Genomic DNA, 21,161 nt, shown 5'->3' with positions numbered 1-21,161 from the left:
GGGTTAGAATGATCTGCCCTGAAAGAGGTGCGCTTTGCAGAGCGGAAGCAGTACGCCGCTTAACGAATGCCGGTTGGAGTTAAAATTGGGTAGAATGTCGACGGAGGCAGAGCTACTGCCGCGTGGCAGGCTGATCTGCTCCTGAACCGAAATGTCCGTGCCCATGACATTTATTGGGATGTAGAGGTTTCCCCGCCTGTCGATACTCTGCTCGAAATCAGAAATTCTGCCAGTGACGGTAATGCCGCCCGATCCGTCGGGGCCGCAGGCCGGGATGTCGAAGGCTGCCTCCTGTTCGGCCCGGAGTTGTTTGTGGGTCGCGTTTTTGGGTTCCTGTGCGTTGCTCGTACCGGCGCACATGGCTATCAGGGCGATTAAGATGATTTTTTTCATTGCAGTTTGTTTTTAATTTAACGATTCAACGGCCCGTTGTTTCCCGACGAGCCATATCATGTCATTTTCCCGGAAAACGGTTTCCGGTTCAGGATTCATCAGATTTTTTCCGTTTCGTTCGATACCCAGTACGATGCAGTTCTGAAGTGCAACTTCGCGGATCGACCGGTTTACCAGCGGCGAACAACTGTCGAGGCTCAATTGCATGATCCGCATCGGTTCCTCGTCAGCCCTGTCGATCTTCGGTTTCTGCTCTCCGGCGGGTTGCAGGGAACATTTGAAACGTTCGAGCTGTTCGTCGGTTCCCGCGAGTGTGATCCGGTCGTGAGGATAGAGATGTTCCGTACCGTCGGGGATATCGATTCGCTGATTACCGCGCACGATGGAGATGACGTTCACCTGAAATTTTGTCCGGATGCACAGGTCTTGCAAGGTCTGACCGACACAGGGCGAATCGGGGGAGATTGTAATGTCGGTCATGTGCAGGTTGGCGAACGGCATGGCACCGTTCAGCACCGTGCGCGCAGGGCTGTTCTTATCGCCTTGAAAATTCTTCAGGAAGCGATCTTCGATCGAGGTGGACCGTCGCCGGACCCACTTCGAGAAATAGATGGCTCCGACGATTACGGTCGAGAGAACTACTCCGGCACCGAGTGCTACGTTGAACAGACGGACCAGGACGCCCATTATGACCGCAATGCAGAGGATGATCTTGATGAGTACCAGCGAAACCAGCGAACCGCGGTTGAACTTGCTGTCTGCCCAGAGTTTGCGGAACTCGGGGGAATGGTTCTTTCGAACTATGACAGCCCACAGCAGCGGGGCGATAACGGGAAAGATGATTGCAAAGCCCACCATGTTGCCTTTCACGCCCGGCAGGTGTTCCAGGATCAGCGGTTGGATATAACTGAAGAAGAGTGTGGCGAAGAAGATACAGATGACCAGATAGATTCCCACCGGGATGAACATCGATTTCAGAAGATGCGTCCACAAGCTCTGGTGATGGACAGTCATCGTCCCTGACGAGTAGCGGACCAGAAATTCTTTCATCGTCATCGGCAGATACCGTTCCACGATGCGGTAAGCCGGGTCGGAACACCGGATCATGTAAGGTGTCAGGAAGGTTGTGATTACCGATACGGCTACGATTACGGGATAGAGCGAATTGTCCGTCACATGTAGGCTGACGCCGAGGGACGCGATGATGAAAGCGAACTCGCCGACTTGGGTCAGCGAGAAGCCCGACTGGACGGCTATCTTCAGAGGCTGTCCCGAGAGCAGCACTCCGAAGCTCCCGAACAACACCTGCCCGCCCAGCACCAATAGCGTCAGGATGAGGATCGGGAAGATATACTGCCAGATGACGATCGGATCGACCATCATGCCTACCGAAACGAAGAAAACAGCGGCGAAGAGATCCTTGACGGGCTGCACGAGCTGACCGATCCGGTCGGATTCGGCTGTTTCTGCCAGCAACGATCCCATGACGAAAGCCCCGAGGGCCGCCGAGAATCCGGCTTTGGTGGCGATCATGACCATGCCTAAACAGAGCGCTAACGAGACGATCAGCAGAATCTCGTCGCTGAGAAAACGTTGAAATTTCCGGAATGCTGTTGGGATAAGGTAGATACCCAGTGCGAACCAGAAGATGAGAAAAGCGGCCAGTTTCAGCACGCTCTCCAGCATGGCGCCTTCCTCGAAATGTTTGCTGATACCCAGTGTGGAGAGCACGACTAACATGACGACGGCCACAAGGTCCTCGACGACCAGAATGCCCAGAACGATACCGGTAAACTTCTGCTGCAGCAGTCCCATGTCGCCGAACGCTTTGTAGACGATGGCCGTGGATGACATGGAGAGCATACCGCCGAGGAAGATACTGCTCATGTGCGAGAATCCCATGGCATTGCCGGCCGTATAACCCAGAAACATCATCCCGCATACGATTACGACCGTGGTGACAAGCGCCGTGATGCCGACGTTCATCAATTTGCGGAACGAGAAACCCAGCCCCATGGAGAAGAGCAGGAAAATAATGCCGATGTCACCCCATATCTTGATGTTTGCAGGGTCGGAAACCGTCGGGAGAAAGGATACATGTGGCCCGGCCATGATGCCGGCCACGATATATCCGAGGATGACGGGTTGTTTGATCCAGCGGAAGAGGATCGTGACGAATCCGGCTATTATTAATATAAAGGCCAGGTCGGAAATCAGAGGTGAGATGTCAGACATGGGGTTAGCGCCATTTTTTCGTTTTGAAAATCAGATAGGCCGCGATCCCGACTGCGACCATGACGATCCACGCCGTGATATAGCCGTGCTCCCATTCCAGTTCGGGCATGTATTTGAAATTCATACCCCAGACTCCGACCAGAAAAGTTAGCGGAATAAAAATGGTGGAAACGATCGTCAGCCGTTTCATAATGTCGTTCATCCGCAGGTCGTTGTTCGAGACGTAAAGATCCATGAGCGACGAGAGCGTTTCGCGGCAGCTGTCTATCAGTTGGGTTACGTTCAGCAAATGGTCGTTGACATCGTTGAGGAACGGCTTGTTGGCTGCATGGATGAGCGTCGAATCCGTATGCAGCAACCGCGGATACTGATCTTTCAGCGGAATGATTGTGCGTTTGAGTTCCATGTACCGGCGCCGGTGTATCTGCAGTCGGCCGCCAATGTCCCGATTATCCGAAGCGGCGATGAGTTCTGTCTCCAGATCGTCCAGATCGTCGCCGATCGACATGGCTACGGATATGTAGTTCGACACCAGATCGTTGATCATCACCGAGAAAAGATAATCGGAGGCTCGCGTGCGTATTTTCAGCACGTTGTGTTGCAAGGCCTGCTGCACGTCGTTGAGAAGCGTCGACTCGTTGTCCGTGAAACTCATAACGAAATTTCCGCCCTGGATCAGCCTGATCTGTGTGATTCTGTCGCCTTCGAAGATTCGGGAAACGAGAAAATTGAATTTGTCGTACTCTTCTACCTTACTCGGGTGGTTGACGTTCAGGATGTCCTGTACGACGAGGAAGTCGATGCCGAAATGGGTACAGAGCGCGTTGATGCACTCCGTGTCTTCCAGCCCGTGAACCCTTATCCACAGTTTGGCCGCAGGGTCTGCCTTCGATATTTCATCGGTAAAATTGTCGCACACCGTTTCATGAACCGTTTCGCGGGTGTAGGCGATGAGGTGTATATGGGTTTTCGTGCGGCTCTCGCCATTGTAGACCAGTTGTTCGGTCAGCAGGTTGTTTTTCATGCGATACTCCTTTTGTCCTGCAAAGATAGAGCATTAGTCCCTTTAGATCGACAATTCATCGAGAATTTCCACCAACCTTTTATCTAATGGTTTATCTCGACGGATCGCTTCGATGAAGGGAACGTAGACAGTTTCCCCGTTGCGAATGCCGATCATGACATTGCGCTGACCTTCCAGCAGTGCCGTGACTGACGCAACCCCCAGACGGCTGGAGAGTATGCGATCCGAGGCACTCGGTGCTCCGCCTCGCTGCAGGTGTCCCAAAATGGTGACCCGTACTTCGTATTCGGGATACTCCTTGCACACCCGTTCGGCATAGTGCATGGCTCCGCCGTCCTTCGGACTTTCTGAAACAATTACGATGCTGCTGTTTTTCGTTTTCCGGATTCCCCGTCCGATGAAATGTTCAAGCTGGTCGACATCCGTTCGGTCCTCGGGGATGATTGCCGCTTCGGCCCCGGAAGCGATTGCGCTGTATTGTGCCAAAAATCCGGCATCGCGTCCCATGACCTCGACGAAAAAGATGCGATCGTGCGATGTGGCCGTGTCGCGGATTTTGTCCACGCATTCGACGATCGTATTCAGCGCCGTATCGTATCCGATCGTGACATCCGTCCCGCAGAGATCATTGTCGATCGTCCCCGGAAGCCCGATGCAGGGCAGGTCGTACTCTTCGGCGAAGATGCGTGCGCCGCGTAACGATCCGTCGCCGCCGATGATGACCAACGCACCGATCTCTTCCTGTCGTATCGTTTCCCATGCCTGTCTGCGCCCCTCGGGAGTTGTGAAACGCGGCGAACGGGCCGTTTTGAGGATCGTGCCGCCGCGTTGAATGATGCTGCTGACATCCTCTGTGGTGAGTTCCCGTACTTCACCGTTGATTAACCCTTCGTAACCGCGATAAATACCTTTTACCCGGAATCCATTGAAAATGGCGCTGCGCGTCACCGCCCGGATTGCCGCATTCATGCCCGAGGCGTCGCCTCCGGAGGTCAGGACGCCTATGAATTGCTCTTTATTCATTATTGATGATCGCTTTGAAAACATACCTCCCCACGCGGGAGAGGTATGTAGGCAAACAAATTTGATTTTTACATGCGGAATTCCGTTAGCTTTGTCATCCTCGGCCCAGGCGGCGCAGGATAAAGGCGAATGCAATCCGGAATATTCCGTAAAAGAGGAAGGACAGGCCGGCATAGAGGACGATGAAAAAACCTCCGTAAACCGGTGTCACCAGGTAGACGAACGATAATATCAGGCACAGGATGCTGCATGCGAGCAACCATCCCCAGCCGCGGACACCGAACTGCTGCAGTTCGCACGCTTCTCCGATTCCGATGACGGCATAGAACAATACCCAGAACCCGATCAGCACCACCAATGTTTCCGCCACAACAGGCAGTGGGAGCGCCAGCAGCCAGATTCCCAGCAACAGTTCGAGAATGCCGCGTGTCAGCGTCCAGCCCCATCCGGTGCTGTGGCGGTCGTTCAACGCCGCAAAAGCGACGTTGCAAATGCCCGCGGCGATCAGTACGCATATGAAGAGCGAGGTCAGGGCCATGAGCGATTCCTCCGGTGTGGCGATACACCAGATACCGACGGCGACACTCAGCAGGCCCACCAGCAGCGAGACCCACCAATATCTGATCTCGCCGTCGCCCGATTCGATCTTGATTTCTCTTTCCATATTGTTTCAAAGAGGGGAGCGCCCTTCCCGACACCTGTAACTAACCCAACGAAAAGGAAGGACGCTCCCGGGTATTATTTTACATCGATCGTTCGGGATACCTTCTTTTCCGAACCCTGTTTCTTGGGTATTTCGATCGTGAGTACGCCATGTTCGACTTTGGCGGAGATTTTCTCCTTTTCCGTATTGTCGGGCAGGGCGATGGACTGTTGGAATTTCGTATAGGAGAATTCGCGACGCAGAAAGTGTTTTTCCTTCTTTTCCTCTTTTTTCTCTTCCTTCTTTTCTACATTGATGGTCAGGTTGTTCTCATCGTCCAGATTGATCTTGAAGTCGTCTTTGGTCATACCGGGAGCCGCAACCTCAACCCGGTACTCCTTTTCGGTTTCGACGACGTTGATCGCCGGAGTCGAGAAATTCGGCTTCACAAGCCATTCGTTGCCGAAGAAATCGTTGAAGATGCTCGGCAGCCAGTCCTGATTTTTTCTTGCAGGTAACATGATACTTTTGTTTTGAACAGTTAATAAATTAGTGAACGATACGATTGGCCAATCGTTTTTTGGATATCAAGCTATTGTTATCGAGGGGTCGAGATATACGTCCTGAATGGCGTTGAGCAGTTCGATTCCCTCCTTCATCGGGCGCTGGAAAGCCTTGCGGCCGCTGATGAGGCCCATGCCGCCGGCGCGTTTGTTGATGACGGCCGTCGTGACGGCCTCCTTCAGATCGGACTCCCCGTGCGACTCGCCGCCCGAATTGATAAGCCCCACGCGGCCCATATACCCGTTGGCCACCTGATAGCGGCAGAGGTCGATGGGGTGGTCGGAGGTCAGCTCCGTGTAGACCTTGTCGCTGGTCTTGCCGAACCCGACGGCCCGGAACCCGCCGTTGTTCGACGGGAGTTTCTGCTTCACGATGTCGGCCTTGATCGTCACGCCCAGATGGTCGGCCTGCCCCGTCAGGTCGGCCGAAGCGTGGTAGTCGACACCCTCCTTTTTGAAACCCTCGTTGCGCAGGTAGCACCACAGGATCGTCGCCATGCCCAGTCCGTGGGCCTCGTCGAAGGCGCGGGCGATCTCGACCAACTGCCGGCGGCTCTGCTCCGAGCCGAAATAGATCGTCGCCCCCACGGCGGCGGCGCCCATGTTCCAGGCCTCCCTCACGTTTCCGAACATCACCTGGTCATAGGTGTTGGGGTAGGAGAGCAGCTCGTTGTGGTTGATTTTGACGATGAACGGAATCTTGTGCGCATATTTCCGTGCCACGGACCCGAGTACGCCGAAAGTCGAAGCCACGGCGTTGCAGCCGCCCTCGAGGGCCAGTCTGACGATGTTCTCCGGATCGAAATAGGCGGGATTCGGGGCGAACGAGGCCCCTGCGGAGTGCTCGACGCCCTGATCCACGGGCAGGATCGAGACATAGCCCGTGCCGCCCAGACGCCCGTGCGAGAGAATCCGCTGGAGATTGCCCAGCGTGCGGATGTTGCGGTCGGAATCCGTCCAGATGCGGTCCACGGTGTCGGGCCCCGGCAGGTACAACGACTTCTTGTCGATGGTTTTGCATTGGTAGTCGAGGTAGTAAACGGCATCCTCGTCCAAAATATCTGCAATGCTTTTCATGATGATTTCATTTTATTCGTTTAACCATGTTGCAGGCTTAACGTTCGCCCAGTTTTGCATCGAGAAAAAGAACGCCGGCGTCCCCGGCCATCCGAATCTTCTCTGCGATAGATTCGGCCGTGGCTTCCTCTTCGACCTGTTCCCGGACAAAATGCCAGAGGAACTCCTGAGTTGCGTTGTCCTTCTCCTCGATGGCCGTTTGCATCAGTCTGTCGATCATCTCCGATACTTCGCATTCGTGTCCGTAGACATGCCGGAACGCATCCAGCGGAGAATCCCAGCTTTGCGGTACTTCGTCGACTTTCGTCAGCGTCGGATTCCGCCCGCCGCGTTTGATCAGATAATCGGCGAACATGCAGGCATGTTCGGTCTCCTCGCGGGACTGTTCTTTCATCCAGTGTGCGAATCCGTCGAATCCCTGTTTCCTGAAATAAAACGACATCGAGAGGTAGAGGTTTGCAGACCATAGTTCTGCAATGATTTGCCTGTTTAGGGCATCTTGCAATTTTTCTGTCATCATGGGTGTTTGGGGTTAATGTGTTTAATATGCATGAAACTCCATTCGTGTTTCGGATATTTGTTGGCTATTTAAAAATGCGGTCTTTATTCAAGATGCACTAATTTGTCGCTAAAGGGTAGTCTGCGCCGGCTCTCCTCTCCGAAAATGCGGAGCATCTCTGTAAAGATACTGGTCACATAGAACCGCTGGGAATATATCTGATGGATTTGCTGCGAGATATCCGTATCTTCCATCTCGGTGAGTTTCAGTAGTGATGCCACCTGCCCGTCCATATAGTTCTCGTGTTCGATCATACGGTCCAGCGCCTCTATGGTCGTACCCCATTCTCTGGCGTTGTGTGTCGCTTCCCGGATTGTCACACGCCCTCCCTGCCGGTAAATCAGGCTTGTCATCCGGCAGATTCGCTCTATACCGCTGCGGGCCTGCATGTTCAGCCAGAAAGAGAGAATTGGAAGTTGTTGCCGTTCAAAATGGATTTGCAGCGACAAATACCGGTTGGAGGACCATATTTCGGTATTTATCAGTTCGTTCAGGGTATTTTCAATCTGTTCGTTCATATTTTTATGGGATTAGGGGATTATGAATCGTGGATTTGTCATGACATGCCCGTCTCTGCCATTTTGTCGCTCTTTGCCGAGCCATTCATCCTTTCGGAGAGGCCTCACAAGCGGATAAAACAGCATGTTTCGATCTGGCACAAATGTTGTAGAATAAGGCCTGACTTTTCGCAAGAAAAGGCGAAAAGGGCTGATGAGATCCGTCACCGACGGAGACGGATGGCCGTTGAACGGCCTGCAAACGGAAGAGAGAACAATTTCTTTTTTCGGAATTCGGACTTCCATACAACTAAAATCAGTGCAACCTGCTCCCGTGGGTTGCATTAATTTTAATAAGGTTAGCGTGGGAGCTTTAGTATTACTGTTCAGAAGTATCCCCATACTCACTACAAGTAATACATAAAGCCCCACGCTTTACCTATATTATATGGATGGATAGGATATAATACAGATATAGCAAAGGCTTTGCCTATGTATTATCCATCGTAGTGTAAAGAAACGGGGATTTCCTGAACCTGGATAATAATATTCAACGCAACCTTGCTCCCTGCCGAAACAAAGAGTGATACAAAATTATGGAAAATTCCGGAATAAACAAATAAAAGAAGAATGGGATTATTTCTCGTCCATTTATTATCTGACGCTGATCTTCAATACAGTAAGCCCGAGCAGAACTTTTGCCTGTCGTTGCCTCACTCCTGAAAATAAAAATGCAACAGATTGGATCGTCCAATCTGTTGCATTCTCTGAATACTGTTTCCTTATCTTATTTCAAAGGTTGCAGGCCGATTATTCGGCCGTTCGCTGTTGAAGGTAGGCATCATACAGGTTGAGCCTTCCGCTTACGGGCTATTACCAGTGGTTGAAGAAAAAGCGCCGAACTGCGAAAAAATGATTTGTTTTCTCCGTTAAATGGATGGAGCCGATCGAGATATTCGACCGGCTCCCTTGTTTTGCCGCTCATATACAGCAGAGCGACGGTCGGGTTTCGGTTGGGTGAAAACACTCTTCCTCCGGGGAAGAACATTTGGTAAGGGGGGGGGTATATGAAACAAGGCTTTACCTTCGGGTAAAGCCTTGCGATCGTTTACTTGTCGCATACGCATCGGACGGACATGCCCGTGCCCCTGTTGTACATCGGGTTGATGACCAGGTGATTTGGGAATTTATAACGTATCACCAGGTAATAGGGCGCCGGGTCCGACGGCCGTACCGAGGAAGTCCAGCAGTACCCCTCATCCGTATGGCCGAATGCCGTGCTATTTCCGAGCAGCTGACCGGTAATGGGATACCAGCCTCCCTTGTCTGGAAGGTAATCGCCATACTTATCGTGGGCTGAACTCGAGGGGCGTGTGGTCCCTGTACCCCATCCCTCATCGCCGAATGAGGGAACCTTCCAGCCCGCAGGACACGGATCGAATACGGATTTGCGGGTCGGTGTGGCGGAAACGGCATCCTTGCTGACGATCTCACCGCCCCACAGATCGGACCAGTGGGACGTGCTGTTTCCGGCATCTTTCAACCCGTTCGTACCGTGCTGTACGCGGATGTGGGAATTCTCCACGCTCTGCTGCAAGGTATATTGCGTAGTGGACTTGTAACTGCCCGGGAACAGCTCTCCGGTCGCCTCGTCGCCCTAGTAGAGCCCGGCCGAGGTCGACGGGAACGGGTCTTTGCGTCCCCATTGGTAGAGCAACCCGAACGCGGCGCTGCCCGCCTCCTTGCTGTTGGCCATGGCTCCCAGGTGACGGTCCATCCAGCCTTGATTCGTGTCGGGCGAATAGGTCGTCACCCACAGATGCCAGCTCCAGAGTATCTTCCCGGCCGCGTCGGTTGCCGCGACGACGGCATTGCCGCTCATCGTGCCCGGCAGCACCAGAATATAACCCGTCCGTCCTCGTCCGGCGGCTTTCACCATCCGGATATTCGACCCCGAGCCTGTTCCCGGCTGCTCGTTCCACACCATGCGAACCCCGAAAGCGGTATTGTTCCCGAGTACCTCGCCCAGCCCCTCTTGCCGCGAGTAGGTGTTGGCGCGGCTCACCGGAATCAGGATGCCGGCCTTGCCGTTGGGATTGAGCAGATAGGAGTTGGCTTCCGGCTGTGGAATCCCCGATGCCAGCATAATGCTGAACCGCTTGGGTGCGAAACGTTCGGGCGGGACACTTTGAAAATCATCGTAATATTGCATCGGAAAACTCCCCGGCGCCAGAACTCCCGCCAGCCACTTATCAGAATCTTCGGCCCGGATTTTCGGCGGCAGGTCTTTACCCTCATCAGAGGGTAGCATCCTAAGTTCAAAAGCAAGAAAAAAGCAGGGAAAATTTTGCTGTCGGAAGATTGTTATTAAATGGTGCGGATGGTCAATGTATTAATATTAATAGTTATATGGACATATTCTTATTAAGCTGCATATTGTCTGATATTCACATACGGAGTCCCTCGTTTTACAATGGCGAATGCTCTGGCAACGATTTTGTTGCGGATTATGTTGAGCGTGCTCATCTTCGATTTTCCTTCCGACTGCCTGCGGATGTAATATTCGCGCAGCTCCGGATCGTGCGAAGCTGCACTTACCGCCGCTAAATGGAGTAATCGTTTCAGTTGTTTATTGGCGATGGGACTTACTTGCGCGGGGCCTTTGACACTGACCCCGGACTGATGGCCGAACGGTGCTATGCCGCAGTAGCAGGCGAATTTACGCCAGTTTGCAAATTTGGTAAAGTTACAGGTATATACGATCATGTATGTTCCCACGATAAGACTTACGCCTTTCAGCGAGGTCACCAATTTGAAAGAGGTTTTAAGGTCTGGGCTGGTGTTAATTATATGCTTGATAGCCGCTTCTATTTTCTTGATTTCCGATTTCAAGGCAGTTATTATGGCGTCATACGATGCAAACAGTTCCGGCAGTTTCTCATGCCCGATACCCCTCTAAACCTCGTTTACTGCCGCGATATACCCGGCCAAGGTTCTTGCGGTCTTATCTCGCAACATAAGAAGAAAATGTAGTCTCGTAATATCTTTGGCCGGTAATTTCGTTACGACGATCTTGTCCCGGAATCTGGAAGCATATTCGGCAATGCGTTTGGAATCGACGACGTCATTCTTTCCGCGTACAATACCCATGGAACGTTTGATTTCCAGCGGTGAGACCATCGCAAATATAATATGCTGCGATTCCAGGAATGCAGCCAAAGCCATCGAATAAACGCCCGTATGTTCGAAGCAAATAAAAGCGGATTGGTACTTCGTGCATTTCTCTATCCATTATCTATTTGGACAAGCTGGATAAGTACATGAAGGAATATGCCGCCGGATTCGACAGGGGCAACAGGGTAAGAGCGTGCCGTGAATACGAAGTCCTCACTTACCAAAAGAGGCTGGTTATGCGTGAACTCAAAACAGCGACAAACGATGTAGAAAGAAAAGTGCTCGTCAAACGGCTCAAAGAGATAGATAAAACCCGATCCGCGATGCCGTGCTTCGCTCCTATGGACAGGAACTTCAAAAGGCTCAAATATGTGAGGTATGCCGACGACTTCCTGATAGAAATTATCGGCAGTAAAGAAGATGCCGTAAAGATCAAGGACGATATAAAGCGTTTCCTTGCAAACGAATTGGCATTGGAATTATCCGATGAAAAAACGCTCGTCACTCATACTGAAAAGCCTGCAAAATTCCTCGGATATGAGGTGACTGTCCGCAGGTCGAACCTGCAAAAACGGAACAAGCGGGGAAACCTGTCCCGTGTGTATGGAAATAAGGTCAGATTAAAGGTGACGACCGAAGTGATAAAGAAAAAGTTGTTGGAACTCGGGGTGCTGAAATTCAGCTATCATAACGGGCACGAGCAATGGATTCCCAAACACCGGTCGGAACTTATCAATAATGACGACCTTGAGATCCTTGACAGTTACAATGCCGAGATCAGAGGGTTTTACAACTATTACTCGATAGCTAACAACGCTTCTGAACTGAACACTTTTCACTACATCATGCAGTACAGTATGTACAAAACCTTTGCCGGGAAATACCGAACCACGGTAAGACGAATTTGCCGGAAATACAAATGCAACGGAGTCTTTACAGTCGGGTATACGGCAAAAAACGGCAAAGCAAAAGAACGTCGCCTATACAATGAAGGGTTTAAAAGAAAAAGACCTTCCTATGATCGGTCGATTGACAGATGCCCGAATCAGATTTGTGGATATTCCTTCAGAAAGCCCGGGAAATACACTACTACGATGCCGAAAAGCCGCTTTACCGGATGGACTTCGGAAACGCCCAGACGACAGGTCAGGTCGTGCTGGGAACCATCCCTAAGAAAATGCCGCAGCCCAAGTCCAAGGAATATACGCCAGTTGGCCGCCTGAAGGTCATTACGGAGCGCATTTCTTATGCGGATATCCGGGATGAGGACTCCGGCCCCAGCTGCTCGCTGGCCGAGGCGTTGGAAAAACAGGATCTTTTCATCAATTCCGTATTGGCGCAGTTGGGCTGCAATCTCCTTTGGAAACTTTTCCGCAACTGCATGATCGAGCACTGCGGATTCTTTCTGAATCTCGATTCCATGAAAGTAAATCCGATTTCAGTATAATGCGATATTTCTATGAGTTACTATGTCTAACCGCAAGTATATGTTTAAATAAGGTTTTCTGCCGTTTATCAGATGGAAAAGCCCTGAAATTCGCATAATTCAATCATTTCTGACTACAATCTCCCATATCGCCGACGCATAAACGAGGCTTTAAAGAAAAATGCAAAATATATTCTTTTGATATTCAGTACTATATATAAAAAAGTAGCCCATATGGGTAACTATCCGGATTGTTCGGTGTCTGCATATGGACGAACTTTGCTGCTGTAAAATAACTAATAGCAGCAGGTTATGAATATAGAGGAACTGTTTACACAGATTATGATGCGCTTCGACAAAATCGACAATACCCTCGATCGCATGACACGCACCAAAGACGGACTTGACGGTGATTCTTTACTCGACAATTATGATATGTGTATGTTGCTCAACATCAATAAGAGGACCCTTGCTCGATATCGCCAGCGAAAGCTGGTCAGTTATTATAAAATCAAAGGAAAGGTATATTATAAAGCTTCGGAAATACATGAATGGATGAAACGCACGGGCAGAATCCCAAAATCAACCTCCCAGGAGCATTGAAAGTCATACACGCAGAATTCTTTGATAAAATGATACACTAATATATGAAGATTCAATATTCTATTAATTTTGTTCTGGAAAAACGAAAAGATCAATCTGGACAACCTAAAGCAGATGCACTTATCAAAGAATCAAATATGCAATGGGGATGAGTGACTTTTCAACAGGCTATAAAGCAGATGTAGCAAAATGGATTACAGCGGCACAACTTTGTAAAGCTGCTACAACTCATGGAAAAAAGAAAACTCCTGCTGCTGAAATCAATGCTGAAATAAATCGTTTGCGAGCATTGGCCGAAGACACTTTTAAAGCTTTTGAGGTTGCAGGAAACGTTCCGGATTTGAAAGACTTTAAAAAGGCTTTTAACATTGCAAATGGCAGACAGGTTGCACCGGAAATAGTGACTCAGAAATCCTTCTTCGAATGTTTCGATGAATTTTGTCATGAAAATGGTAGGCAAAGGACAGACTCAACATACAAAAAATTCCATACGCTTAAGGCTCATCTGCAAGCCTTTCGTCCAGATATAGATTTTGGCGATTTAAATGAAGCCGGCTTGACCCAATTCATTGACTACCTACGTTCCATCCCAATACCTTCTAAAAAGAAGAAAAGCACAAAAGGCGGTGAGAAAATCTACCAACGATTGGAATGCGCAACAGTTCGGTTGGGAAACTGCTTGGATTTATCAGATGGTTTTTGCGATGGGCATCGAGTAAAGGTTACAATACGAACACCGACTATCTTACCTATCGTCCTAAAATGAAAACCAGCCAAAAAACCATTGTTTTTCTTGATTGGGATGAGTTGATGCATCTCTATAAACTTACCATTCCGGAAAGCAAAACATATTTGGAGCGAGTTCGAGATGTTTTTTGTTTCTGTTGCTTCACTTCACTACGATATAGTGACGTATATAATTTAAGGCGGAGTAACATTAGCAATGATTCTCTTGAGATTACAACTGTGAAGACGGCAGACAAGCTAATTATCGAATTGAATAAGTATGCTAAAGAAATACTTTGCAAATATGATAATATACCTTTTCCAGATGACAAAGCCTTACCTGTCATATCTAATCAAAAAATGAATAACTATTTGAAGGAACTTGGAAAATTTGCAGGTTTTGATACACCCATACGAACAACTCATTTTATAGGAAATAAACGAATTGACGAAACTCACGCTAAATACGAATTAATTGGGACTCACACTGCTCGGCGAACGTTTATTTGTAATGCTTTGGCGCTTGGCATTCCTGCTAACGTCATAATGGAATGGACGGGACATGCAGATTATAAAGCCATGATGCCTTATATTGACGTGGCTAATACCGTGAAAAAAAGTATGATGGAGAGATTCAATCAAGAATAAAGTAAGACTTATTGTAGAATTCATAAAGAACAAAAAAGTAAAGTAGCTATTTATCTGATTTTCACAGTGTGTAATTTTGAAAATTACACACTATTTCGGGGATATGTAAGTAAATTGTGCAATGTTTTGCGATAAAGAAAAATGTTTTAAATATTTGATTTAAAACAACTTAATATATTGAAAGTTCCGTGATATGATAGCTACAGAGCCGCCACCTCCACAAAAAAGAGATGGGCATTACTGCTCATCTCTTTTTTTGGTCCGCGGACGATTCCGTCCACTTATTTCTACCTATATGATCAGTAAATTTCCGTCTGCCGCTTCTTTTTGTTGCATGCAATCGTTATCTTTGCGCGATGGAACAGCAGGCGGATCGGCGGATCGGGTTCATTGACCTTACGAAAGGGCTCTGCATCATGCTTGTCGTAATGATGCATGTCGGGGGCGCGTTTGACGGCCTCGCCGCCGGGCCCGTGCTGTCGAGTTTCACCATGCCGCTCTATTTCTTCGTTTCGGGCCTTTTCTTCAAATCCTACGAGGGATTCGGCGGCTTCCTCGCCCGCAAGGTCGATAAACTGCTCGTGCCCTTCCTGATCTTTTACCTCGGGTCGTTCCTGCTGATGTACGGTATTTCGAAAGTGGTGCCGGGGACATTCCGTCTTCCGGTGCGGTGGAGCGAACTGTTGCTGGTTTTCCGGGGGCACGAACTGATCCGCTTCAACCCGCCGATCTGGTTTCTGGTAGCCCTTTTCAACTGCAACATCCTGTTCTACCTCGTCCATTACCTGCGCCGGAAACATATCCCCACGATGTTCGTCGTGACGCTGCTGATCGGCGCCGCCGGGTTCTGGCTGGGTAAGCAGCGGATCGAACTGCCGTTCTACATCGATGTCGCCATGACGGCCCTGCCGTTCTATTTCGCGGGGTTCTGGATTCGGCGTTACAACTTTTTCCTCTTTCCGCACCACCGTTTCGACAAGCTGATTCCGCTGTTCATTCTGCTGGCGCTGGTCACGATGTACTTTACGGCCACGCCGCTGGGCATGCGGACCAACAACTATCCCGGAAACTTCGTTCAGGTCTATCTGGCTGCTTTCGCGGGTATTTTCGCCATCATGCTGTTGTGCAAGAAGGTGAAGAAAGCACCCGTTGTCACTTATCTGGGGCGTTTTTCGGTCATCACACTGGGCATCCACGGCCCTCTGCTCTTCTTTCTCCGGCCCCTCGTCTCGCATTTTCTTCATAACGAATGGGTGCAGTCGATTGTCCTGCTGCTGCTGACGCTCGGGGTGTGCCTGCTGCTGACGCCCCTGATCGTGCGGATGATACCCCAGTTCGCCGCACAGAAACTGCTGGCGAAATCCGGCAGCCGGGAATAAAAAAGAGGCTTCGATCGAAGCCTCTTTTCGGTATCGCACTGCCTGCGGCGTTTACTTGTACCAGTTGGTGTTGGTGGAGCCGTTCGAAGTCACCCATCCCGAATATCCGGGAAAGAGCTCGTCGATGTGAGTTCCCTCATTGCCCGGATCCAACATTTTGGAGAGATCGATATCCGTGGCTCCTGCGAGGAAAAATGCGAAGGGGTAGTCCTTTGCACGCACATAGTAGCGTTCTGCCTCCGGGTCGGATTTGTCGTCGCTCGTGCCGAAGAATTTTAGGTCAACCTTGTCCGTCGGAGCTTCGAACGGGAGGTGAACCTCCTTGCGCTTGCCGGAGGCGAGGTCCTTATCGGTCGTGCGGTAGATGAACGGCTTGACCGTTGCGGCCTTTTCTTCGGCGATGGGCGAGGCGTAGGTCGCCGTCACCTTGTAAGTGGCGCCCATCTCATTTTTCACATTGTCCGTCAGCAGGATCACATTGCCTTCGCGTTCCGGGGAGAGCGTTTCGTATACCGGTTCGGGATTCTCCTTGGAAACGGGACGGAGTATTGAGAATTCCAGTTCGGCCGACGCGGCGTCTCCGCTGAGGGTGAAAGCCAGACCGTTTTCAAGACCAGCGAGGTTGCTGAACGTCTTGAAAAGGTACGATTCCACATAAATTCCCTTGTCACCGAAGGTTTTCTCGTAGTCCAGCTTGACCATTACGTCGTTCATGTCATAGTCGCCCTGACTGGGCCACAGATCCTCGAAGGCATAGATGCCTTTGAGCAGTCGTACTTCGCGTTTGGTATCGTCGGCGCCGGGCTTCTCCTCGACCGACGGAATATCGATCACGGCATCCACGGGGCTCGATTTCATGGTGAAGATCACGTCGCTGAAATTCTGGTCAGTCGTGTAGTCCTCAAACGAACAGATGACCGAATTGAGATCGAGCGCACTGTTTGTGTAACGGTAGACCGCCGTGCGGGGCTGTCCATAAGCAATTCCCTCGTTATTGACGCTCAGTCCGTTCGATGTGGCTGCACGGTATTTCTTGGCACCCGCAAATCCGGGCAGCCGGTTGCCCCATGCGTTTGTCGCCAGCACGAAGCCGATGCGGTAGCCCTTGGGAAAAACCGTAGTGGCACCTTCCGTGCTGTTTTCGGCAATCTTGGGGTAGAACATCAGTTGCACGGCTGTTCCGCGGTCTACACCCTTGTATTTTTTGGCCGTTTGGGGATTATTGCTCCATTGACCGTCCTGCGTGTTGGGAAAAATCATGATAGGATGTACATCGGCAAGTGAGCCGGGGTGCTCCGAAGCATCGTAATAATAGTATCCCATCGAGCAGTTCCAGCAGGTATTGCTCATCAGGAACGTGATGGCCACCTCGGCATCCTTCTCCAGATAGAGGTCGCTCGACGAGCGGTACTCCTGAGGACAAGCCTTATTGGTATTGAAAACCTTATTGGCCGCCTTGTAGAGTTGTTTCCAGTTCTCCTCCTTCAGGTTGGTTCCCGTCCCCGGATATTTGTATTTGTAGTTGATCCGGCCGTAGGTCGCGTCGTAAGTCCCGAGCCATGTTTTCCAGCCGTCGTCGGTCACGGCGGCCGATTCGTACCCCCCCCCGCGGGTTACGGACATCGCAGCGGCAGTCGGTTCTTCGGCTGTCGAGGCGGTTAGTACGCCGCCTGTTTTTTCGGCAACGAGCAATGTCTGCGCATGTACGTTGGGGGTGTAGACATAGGCTTTCCCGAGGTAGGCCGGAAGCTCGACCTGCGCCGAGAAGCGGCCCTTCTCATCGGTAATGCCGGCGTAGAGGGGCTCGATACCCTCGATCTTTTCGTAGGCTGTTCCCGACTCGTTCTCACGCACGGGAGTCGTGTCGTAGATTTCGAAATAGACCTCGGCATCGGCGGCGTAGTCCAGCGAAATGGAAGTGGAGGCACTGGTTCTGAAATCGAATTCGTTCCATGGTTTTTCCGGATTTTTGGGCGTGTCGTAGTCTGACACGCTTTTGACACAAGAGGCCATCAGCACCGGCATCAGCAGGAAAATAAGCTTTTTCATATTGTATGGAGTGAATGTGACTTTTTTGTTTCAGACCGATTTGTCTATAAAAAGGACTGAAATGTTAACATGCTGCAAAGGTACGAAAAAAAGATACCGATGCAAATTTTTCGGGCTCTTTTTGGTTAGGATCAACGATTTAGGCTGATCCAATCCGCCCTTGGGACGTCCACAGACTATTCGATCCGGGGTTTTATGGGATTTTATAACAGCAAGGCGAAAAATTCGACCGAAAAGGTTATCTTTGCGTTGCAAAACGCCGGCGGGGTGCGAATTCCGCGGGCAGCAGATGGATTCTACCGTTTTAAAATACATACCTTTATGAAAAAAATACTGCTCTTGGGCTCGGGCGAACTGGGCAAGGAGTTCGTGATTGCGGCCCAGCGGCTGGGCCAGACCGTCGTTGCATGCGACAAGTATGCGGGAGCTCCCGCGATGCAGGTGGCCGATGCCTTCGAGGTCTTCGACATGCTCGACGGCGATGCGCTGGCGGCGGCCGTCGCCAAACACCGTCCCGACATCATCGTCCCCGAGATCGAGGCCATCCGCACCGAACGGCTCTACGATTTCGAACGGGCCGGGGTGCAGGTGGCGCCGAGCGCCCGGGCCGTGAATTTCACGATGAACCGCAAGGCCATCCGCGATCTGGCGGCCAAGGAGCTGGGGCTGAAAACCGCCCGTTATTTCTATGCCACATCGCTCGAAGAGTTGCAGCAGGCCGCCGCGAAGATCGGCTTCCCCTGCGTGGTGAAGCCGCTGATGTCCTCCTCGGGTAAGGGGCAGTCGCTGGTGAAGGCTCCCGAGGAGCTGGAACAGGCTTGGCACTACGGCTGCGAGGGTTCGCGCGGCGACATCCGCGAACTGATCGTCGAGGAGTTCATCCGCTTCGACAGCGAAATCACGCTGCTGACCGTCACCCAGAAGAACGGCCCCACGCTGTTCTGCCCGCCGATCGGCCATGTGCAGAAGGGCGGCGACTACCGCGAGAGTTTCCAGTCGCCCTATGTCGCTCCCGAGCACCTCGCCGAGGCGCAGCGCATGGCTGCGGCCGTCACCGGGGCGCTGACCGGCGCCGGACTGTGGGGCGTGGAGTTCTTCCTGAGCCACGACAACGGGGTCTATTTCTCCGAACTGTCGCCCCGTCCGCACGATACGGGCATGGTGACGCTGGCCGGGACGCAGAACCTCAATGAGTTCGAACTCCACCTGCGGGCCGTGCTGGGGATTCCGATTCCGGCCGTCACGTTCGAGCGGCTGGGCGCCAGCGCCGTGATTCTCTCGCCCGTGGCGACGCAGACGCCGCGTTACGAGGGTGTGGGGGAGGCCGTGGCCGACAATCCCCGCACCGATATCCGCATCTTCGGAAAACCCGTGGCGCGCGTGAACCGCCGCATGGGTGTCGTAGTAGGGTATGAACCGCTGGGCAGCGATCTCGACGCCCTGCGCGACCGCGTGAAAGCAGCCGCCGCCAAAGTGACGGTGACGGAGTAAGCCGGGCACTCCGGCGCGCTGACCGACAGGGCCAACCACAAACACAGATAAGATGTCAAACGTTCCAGCAGCAGCATTTGCGGACACCAAGCCGCATTACAACCTTCTCGACGGACTTCGCGGAGTGGCGGCGTTGACGGTCGTATGTTTTCACCTGTTCGAAGCCTATGCGACCAGCCATCTGGACCAGCGGATCAACCACGGTTATCTGGCCGTCGATTTCTTCTTCATCCTCTCGGGTTTCGTCATCGGCTATGCCTACGACGACCGCTGGGAGAAGATGACCGTCTGGGAGTTCCTCAAACGGCGTATCATCCGCCTGCACCCGATGGTCGTCATCGGGGCCCTGATCGGCGCCGTGATGTTCTATTTCCAGGGCTGCTCCGTCTGGGACGTTTCTACGGTCTCGGTCGGGGCGCTGCTTCTCGCCACGCTGATGAACGCCCTGCTGATCCCCGCAACCCCCGGGGCCGAAATCCGGGGCGTGGGAGAGATGTTCCCGCTGAACGGACCGAGCTGGTCGCTCTTCTTCGAGTATATCGGCAACATCCTCTACGCCTTCTTCATCCGACTGCTTCCGACCCGGGCCCTTGCCGCTTTGGTCCTGCTGGCCGCATGCGGACTGGCCGGCTTCGCCGTCTGGGGCCCCTTGGGCGACCTGTGCGTCGGGTTCGCGCTGACGGAGGAGAACATTCTCGGCGGCTCCCTGCGTCTGATGTTCGCATTCCCGGCGGGCCTGCTGCTGTCCCGGATATTCAAACCGGTGCATGTGCGGGGCGCTTTCTGGATCGGCGGCATCGCCGTCGTGGCCATCTCCTCCGTGCCGCGCATCGGGGGTAGCGAGCACCTGTGGATGAACGGTATCTACGACGCCATCTGCGCCATCGTGCTCTTCCCGGCGATCGTCTGGCTGGCGGCCTCGGGCAAGACCACCGACCGGATAACCACCCGGGTCTGCAAATTTCTGGGCGACATCTCCTATCCGCTCTATATGGTCCACTATCCCTTCATATACCTCTATTATGCGTGGGTCAAGAACGAGAACCTCACTTTCACCGAGTCGCTGCCCGGCGCTGCGGCACTGGTCGTGGGTTCGGTCCTGCTGGCATGGGGATGCCTCAAACTGTACGATGAACCCGTCCGCCGCTTCCTGTCGAAACACCTGCTGCGGGCGAAAAACAAGTAAAACCATTTTAATCCGAACGATATGAAAACATACGCGATCATTACGACCGAAAAGGGGACGATGAAGGCCGAGCTTTACGCCGCCGAGACTCCCGGAACCGTGGCCAACTTCATCGAGCTGGCCGGACACAACTTCTACGACGGGCTGACTTTCCACCGCGTGATTCCCGACTTCGTCATTCAGGGCGGATGTCCCAAGGGCGACGGCACGGGAGGCCCGGGCTACACCATCAAATGCGAGACCTCGGCCCCGCGCCAGCGCCACGACCGCGGGGTGCTCTCGATGGCCCACGCCGGACGCGACACGGGCGGTTCGCAGTTCTTCATCTGCCACAACCGCGAGAACACCCAGCACCTCGACGGCCGCCACACATGCTTCGGGCAGGTGATCGAGGGGCTGGACGTGATCGACGACATCCGCCCCGGCGACAAAATTCTCTCCATCCGCATCGTCGAGGAATAAATA

General features: G+C 52.1%; 20 protein-coding genes and 2 pseudogenes. 9 read left to right on the top strand and 13 right to left on the bottom strand.

Annotation, left to right across the window (positions count from 1 at the left end; all coding sequences use genetic code 11):
- Positions 1 to 3 precede the first annotated feature (3 nt).
- From BN5935_RS12420 to BN5935_RS12360, 12 genes are all read right to left on the bottom strand, one after another.
- On the bottom strand, positions 4 to 393 hold the full coding sequence (locus BN5935_RS12420) for a DUF4251 domain-containing protein (protein ID WP_064976373.1): 390 nt from the start codon (positions 391 to 393) through the stop codon (positions 4 to 6).
- Between the two features lie 12 nt (positions 394 to 405).
- Positions 406 to 2,628, bottom strand: a complete 2,223-nt coding sequence (locus BN5935_RS12415) for a monovalent cation:proton antiporter family protein (protein WP_064976372.1) — start codon at positions 2,626 to 2,628, stop codon at positions 406 to 408.
- Positions 2,629 to 2,632: 4 nt separating this feature from the next.
- Positions 2,633 to 3,652 (bottom strand): magnesium/cobalt transporter CorA, encoded by a 1,020-nt coding sequence (gene corA, locus BN5935_RS12410; RefSeq protein WP_064976371.1) that lies wholly within the window; start codon positions 3,650 to 3,652, stop codon positions 2,633 to 2,635.
- A 42-nt stretch (positions 3,653 to 3,694) separates the two neighbouring features.
- Positions 3,695 to 4,675: a 6-phosphofructokinase gene (gene pfkA / locus BN5935_RS12405; RefSeq protein WP_064976370.1), complete on the bottom strand. Its 981-nt coding sequence runs from the start codon at positions 4,673 to 4,675 to the stop codon at positions 3,695 to 3,697.
- 94 nt (positions 4,676 to 4,769) lie between these two features.
- On the bottom strand, positions 4,770 to 5,339 hold the full coding sequence (locus BN5935_RS12400; protein WP_064976369.1) for an HdeD family acid-resistance protein: 570 nt from the start codon (positions 5,337 to 5,339) through the stop codon (positions 4,770 to 4,772).
- Positions 5,340 to 5,413: 74 nt separating this feature from the next.
- The gene (locus BN5935_RS12395; RefSeq protein ID WP_064976368.1) at positions 5,414 to 5,839 is read right to left on the bottom strand and encodes an Hsp20/alpha crystallin family protein; all 426 of its coding nucleotides are present in this window, start codon (positions 5,837 to 5,839) and stop codon (positions 5,414 to 5,416) included.
- Positions 5,840 to 5,905: 66 nt separating this feature from the next.
- The gene (locus tag BN5935_RS12390) at positions 5,906 to 6,958 is read right to left on the bottom strand and encodes a class I fructose-bisphosphate aldolase (RefSeq protein ID WP_064976367.1); all 1,053 of its coding nucleotides are present in this window, start codon (positions 6,956 to 6,958) and stop codon (positions 5,906 to 5,908) included.
- Positions 6,959 to 6,995: 37 nt separating this feature from the next.
- Positions 6,996 to 7,478: a ferritin gene (locus BN5935_RS12385; protein WP_064976366.1), complete on the bottom strand. Its 483-nt coding sequence runs from the start codon at positions 7,476 to 7,478 to the stop codon at positions 6,996 to 6,998.
- 83 nt (positions 7,479 to 7,561) lie between these two features.
- Positions 7,562 to 8,035: a ferritin-like domain-containing protein gene (locus BN5935_RS12380; protein ID WP_064976365.1), complete on the bottom strand. Its 474-nt coding sequence runs from the start codon at positions 8,033 to 8,035 to the stop codon at positions 7,562 to 7,564.
- Positions 8,036 to 9,671: 1,636 nt separating this feature from the next.
- A complete protein-coding gene (locus BN5935_RS12370) occupies positions 9,672 to 10,325 on the bottom strand; it encodes a hypothetical protein (RefSeq protein WP_147625832.1) in 654 nt (217 codons plus the stop codon).
- Between the two features lie 113 nt (positions 10,326 to 10,438).
- Positions 10,439 to 10,906, bottom strand: coding sequence for an IS110 family transposase (locus BN5935_RS12365; RefSeq protein WP_064976362.1), 468 nt, complete (start codon positions 10,904 to 10,906; stop codon positions 10,439 to 10,441).
- Between the two features lie 63 nt (positions 10,907 to 10,969).
- Entirely contained in the window at positions 10,970 to 11,302 is a 333-nt protein-coding gene (locus BN5935_RS12360; protein WP_082944135.1) for an IS110 family transposase, read from the bottom strand.
- Positions 11,303 to 11,334: 32 nt separating this feature from the next.
- On the opposite strand from BN5935_RS12360, the pseudogene BN5935_RS15575 reads away from it, so the two are divergent.
- The 6 genes and pseudogenes from BN5935_RS15575 to BN5935_RS12335 form a co-directional block, all read left to right on the top strand.
- Positions 11,335 to 12,093, top strand: a pseudogene (locus BN5935_RS15575) (group II intron reverse transcriptase/maturase); the annotation flags it as partial.
- A gap of 143 nt (positions 12,094 to 12,236) precedes the next feature.
- Positions 12,237 to 12,635: pseudogene (locus BN5935_RS12350) on the top strand (hypothetical protein); the annotation flags it as partial.
- A 291-nt stretch (positions 12,636 to 12,926) separates the two neighbouring features.
- Positions 12,927 to 13,217 (top strand): helix-turn-helix domain-containing protein, encoded by a 291-nt coding sequence (locus BN5935_RS12345; RefSeq protein ID WP_064976359.1) that lies wholly within the window; start codon positions 12,927 to 12,929, stop codon positions 13,215 to 13,217.
- Between the two features lie 148 nt (positions 13,218 to 13,365).
- Entirely contained in the window at positions 13,366 to 13,983 is a 618-nt protein-coding gene (locus BN5935_RS15570) for a phage integrase SAM-like domain-containing protein (protein ID WP_235821094.1), read from the top strand.
- On the top strand, positions 13,980 to 14,591 hold the full coding sequence (locus BN5935_RS15565; protein WP_235821093.1) for a site-specific integrase: 612 nt from the start codon (positions 13,980 to 13,982) through the stop codon (positions 14,589 to 14,591). Before BN5935_RS15570 ends, BN5935_RS15565 begins: the two co-directional genes overlap by 4 nt.
- A 356-nt stretch (positions 14,592 to 14,947) precedes the next feature.
- Positions 14,948 to 15,970 carry an acyltransferase family protein gene (locus tag BN5935_RS12335; RefSeq protein ID WP_064976358.1) on the top strand — a complete coding sequence of 341 codons (1,023 nt, stop codon included), beginning with the start codon at positions 14,948 to 14,950 and terminating at the stop codon, positions 15,968 to 15,970.
- A gap of 51 nt (positions 15,971 to 16,021) precedes the next feature.
- On the opposite strand, the gene BN5935_RS12330 is transcribed toward BN5935_RS12335, so the two are convergent.
- Entirely contained in the window at positions 16,022 to 18,019 is a 1,998-nt protein-coding gene (locus tag BN5935_RS12330; RefSeq protein ID WP_064976357.1) for an LruC domain-containing protein, read from the bottom strand.
- A 321-nt stretch (positions 18,020 to 18,340) separates the two neighbouring features.
- Here BN5935_RS12330 and purT point away from each other — a divergent pair, with 321 nt between their 5' ends.
- The 3 genes from purT to BN5935_RS12315 are packed head-to-tail and all read left to right on the top strand — an operon-like array spanning position 18,341 to position 21,158.
- A complete protein-coding gene (gene purT / locus BN5935_RS12325; RefSeq protein ID WP_064976356.1) occupies positions 18,341 to 19,510 on the top strand; it encodes a formate-dependent phosphoribosylglycinamide formyltransferase in 1,170 nt (389 codons plus the stop codon).
- Positions 19,511 to 19,562: 52 nt separating this feature from the next.
- Complete coding sequence (locus BN5935_RS12320) at positions 19,563 to 20,696, top strand: acyltransferase family protein (RefSeq protein WP_064976355.1); 1,134 nt, start codon at positions 19,563 to 19,565, stop codon at positions 20,694 to 20,696.
- A 21-nt stretch (positions 20,697 to 20,717) separates the two neighbouring features.
- The gene (locus BN5935_RS12315; protein WP_064976354.1) at positions 20,718 to 21,158 is read left to right on the top strand and encodes a peptidylprolyl isomerase; all 441 of its coding nucleotides are present in this window, start codon (positions 20,718 to 20,720) and stop codon (positions 21,156 to 21,158) included.
- The last annotated feature ends 3 nt before the right edge of the window (positions 21,159 to 21,161 follow it).

This window comes from Alistipes provencensis (assembly GCF_900083545.1).
GTDB lineage: Bacteria > Bacteroidota > Bacteroidia > Bacteroidales > Rikenellaceae > Alistipes > Alistipes provencensis.
Note: the sequence above shows the minus strand (reverse complement) of the source record. Positions and strands in the feature narration are given on the sequence as shown.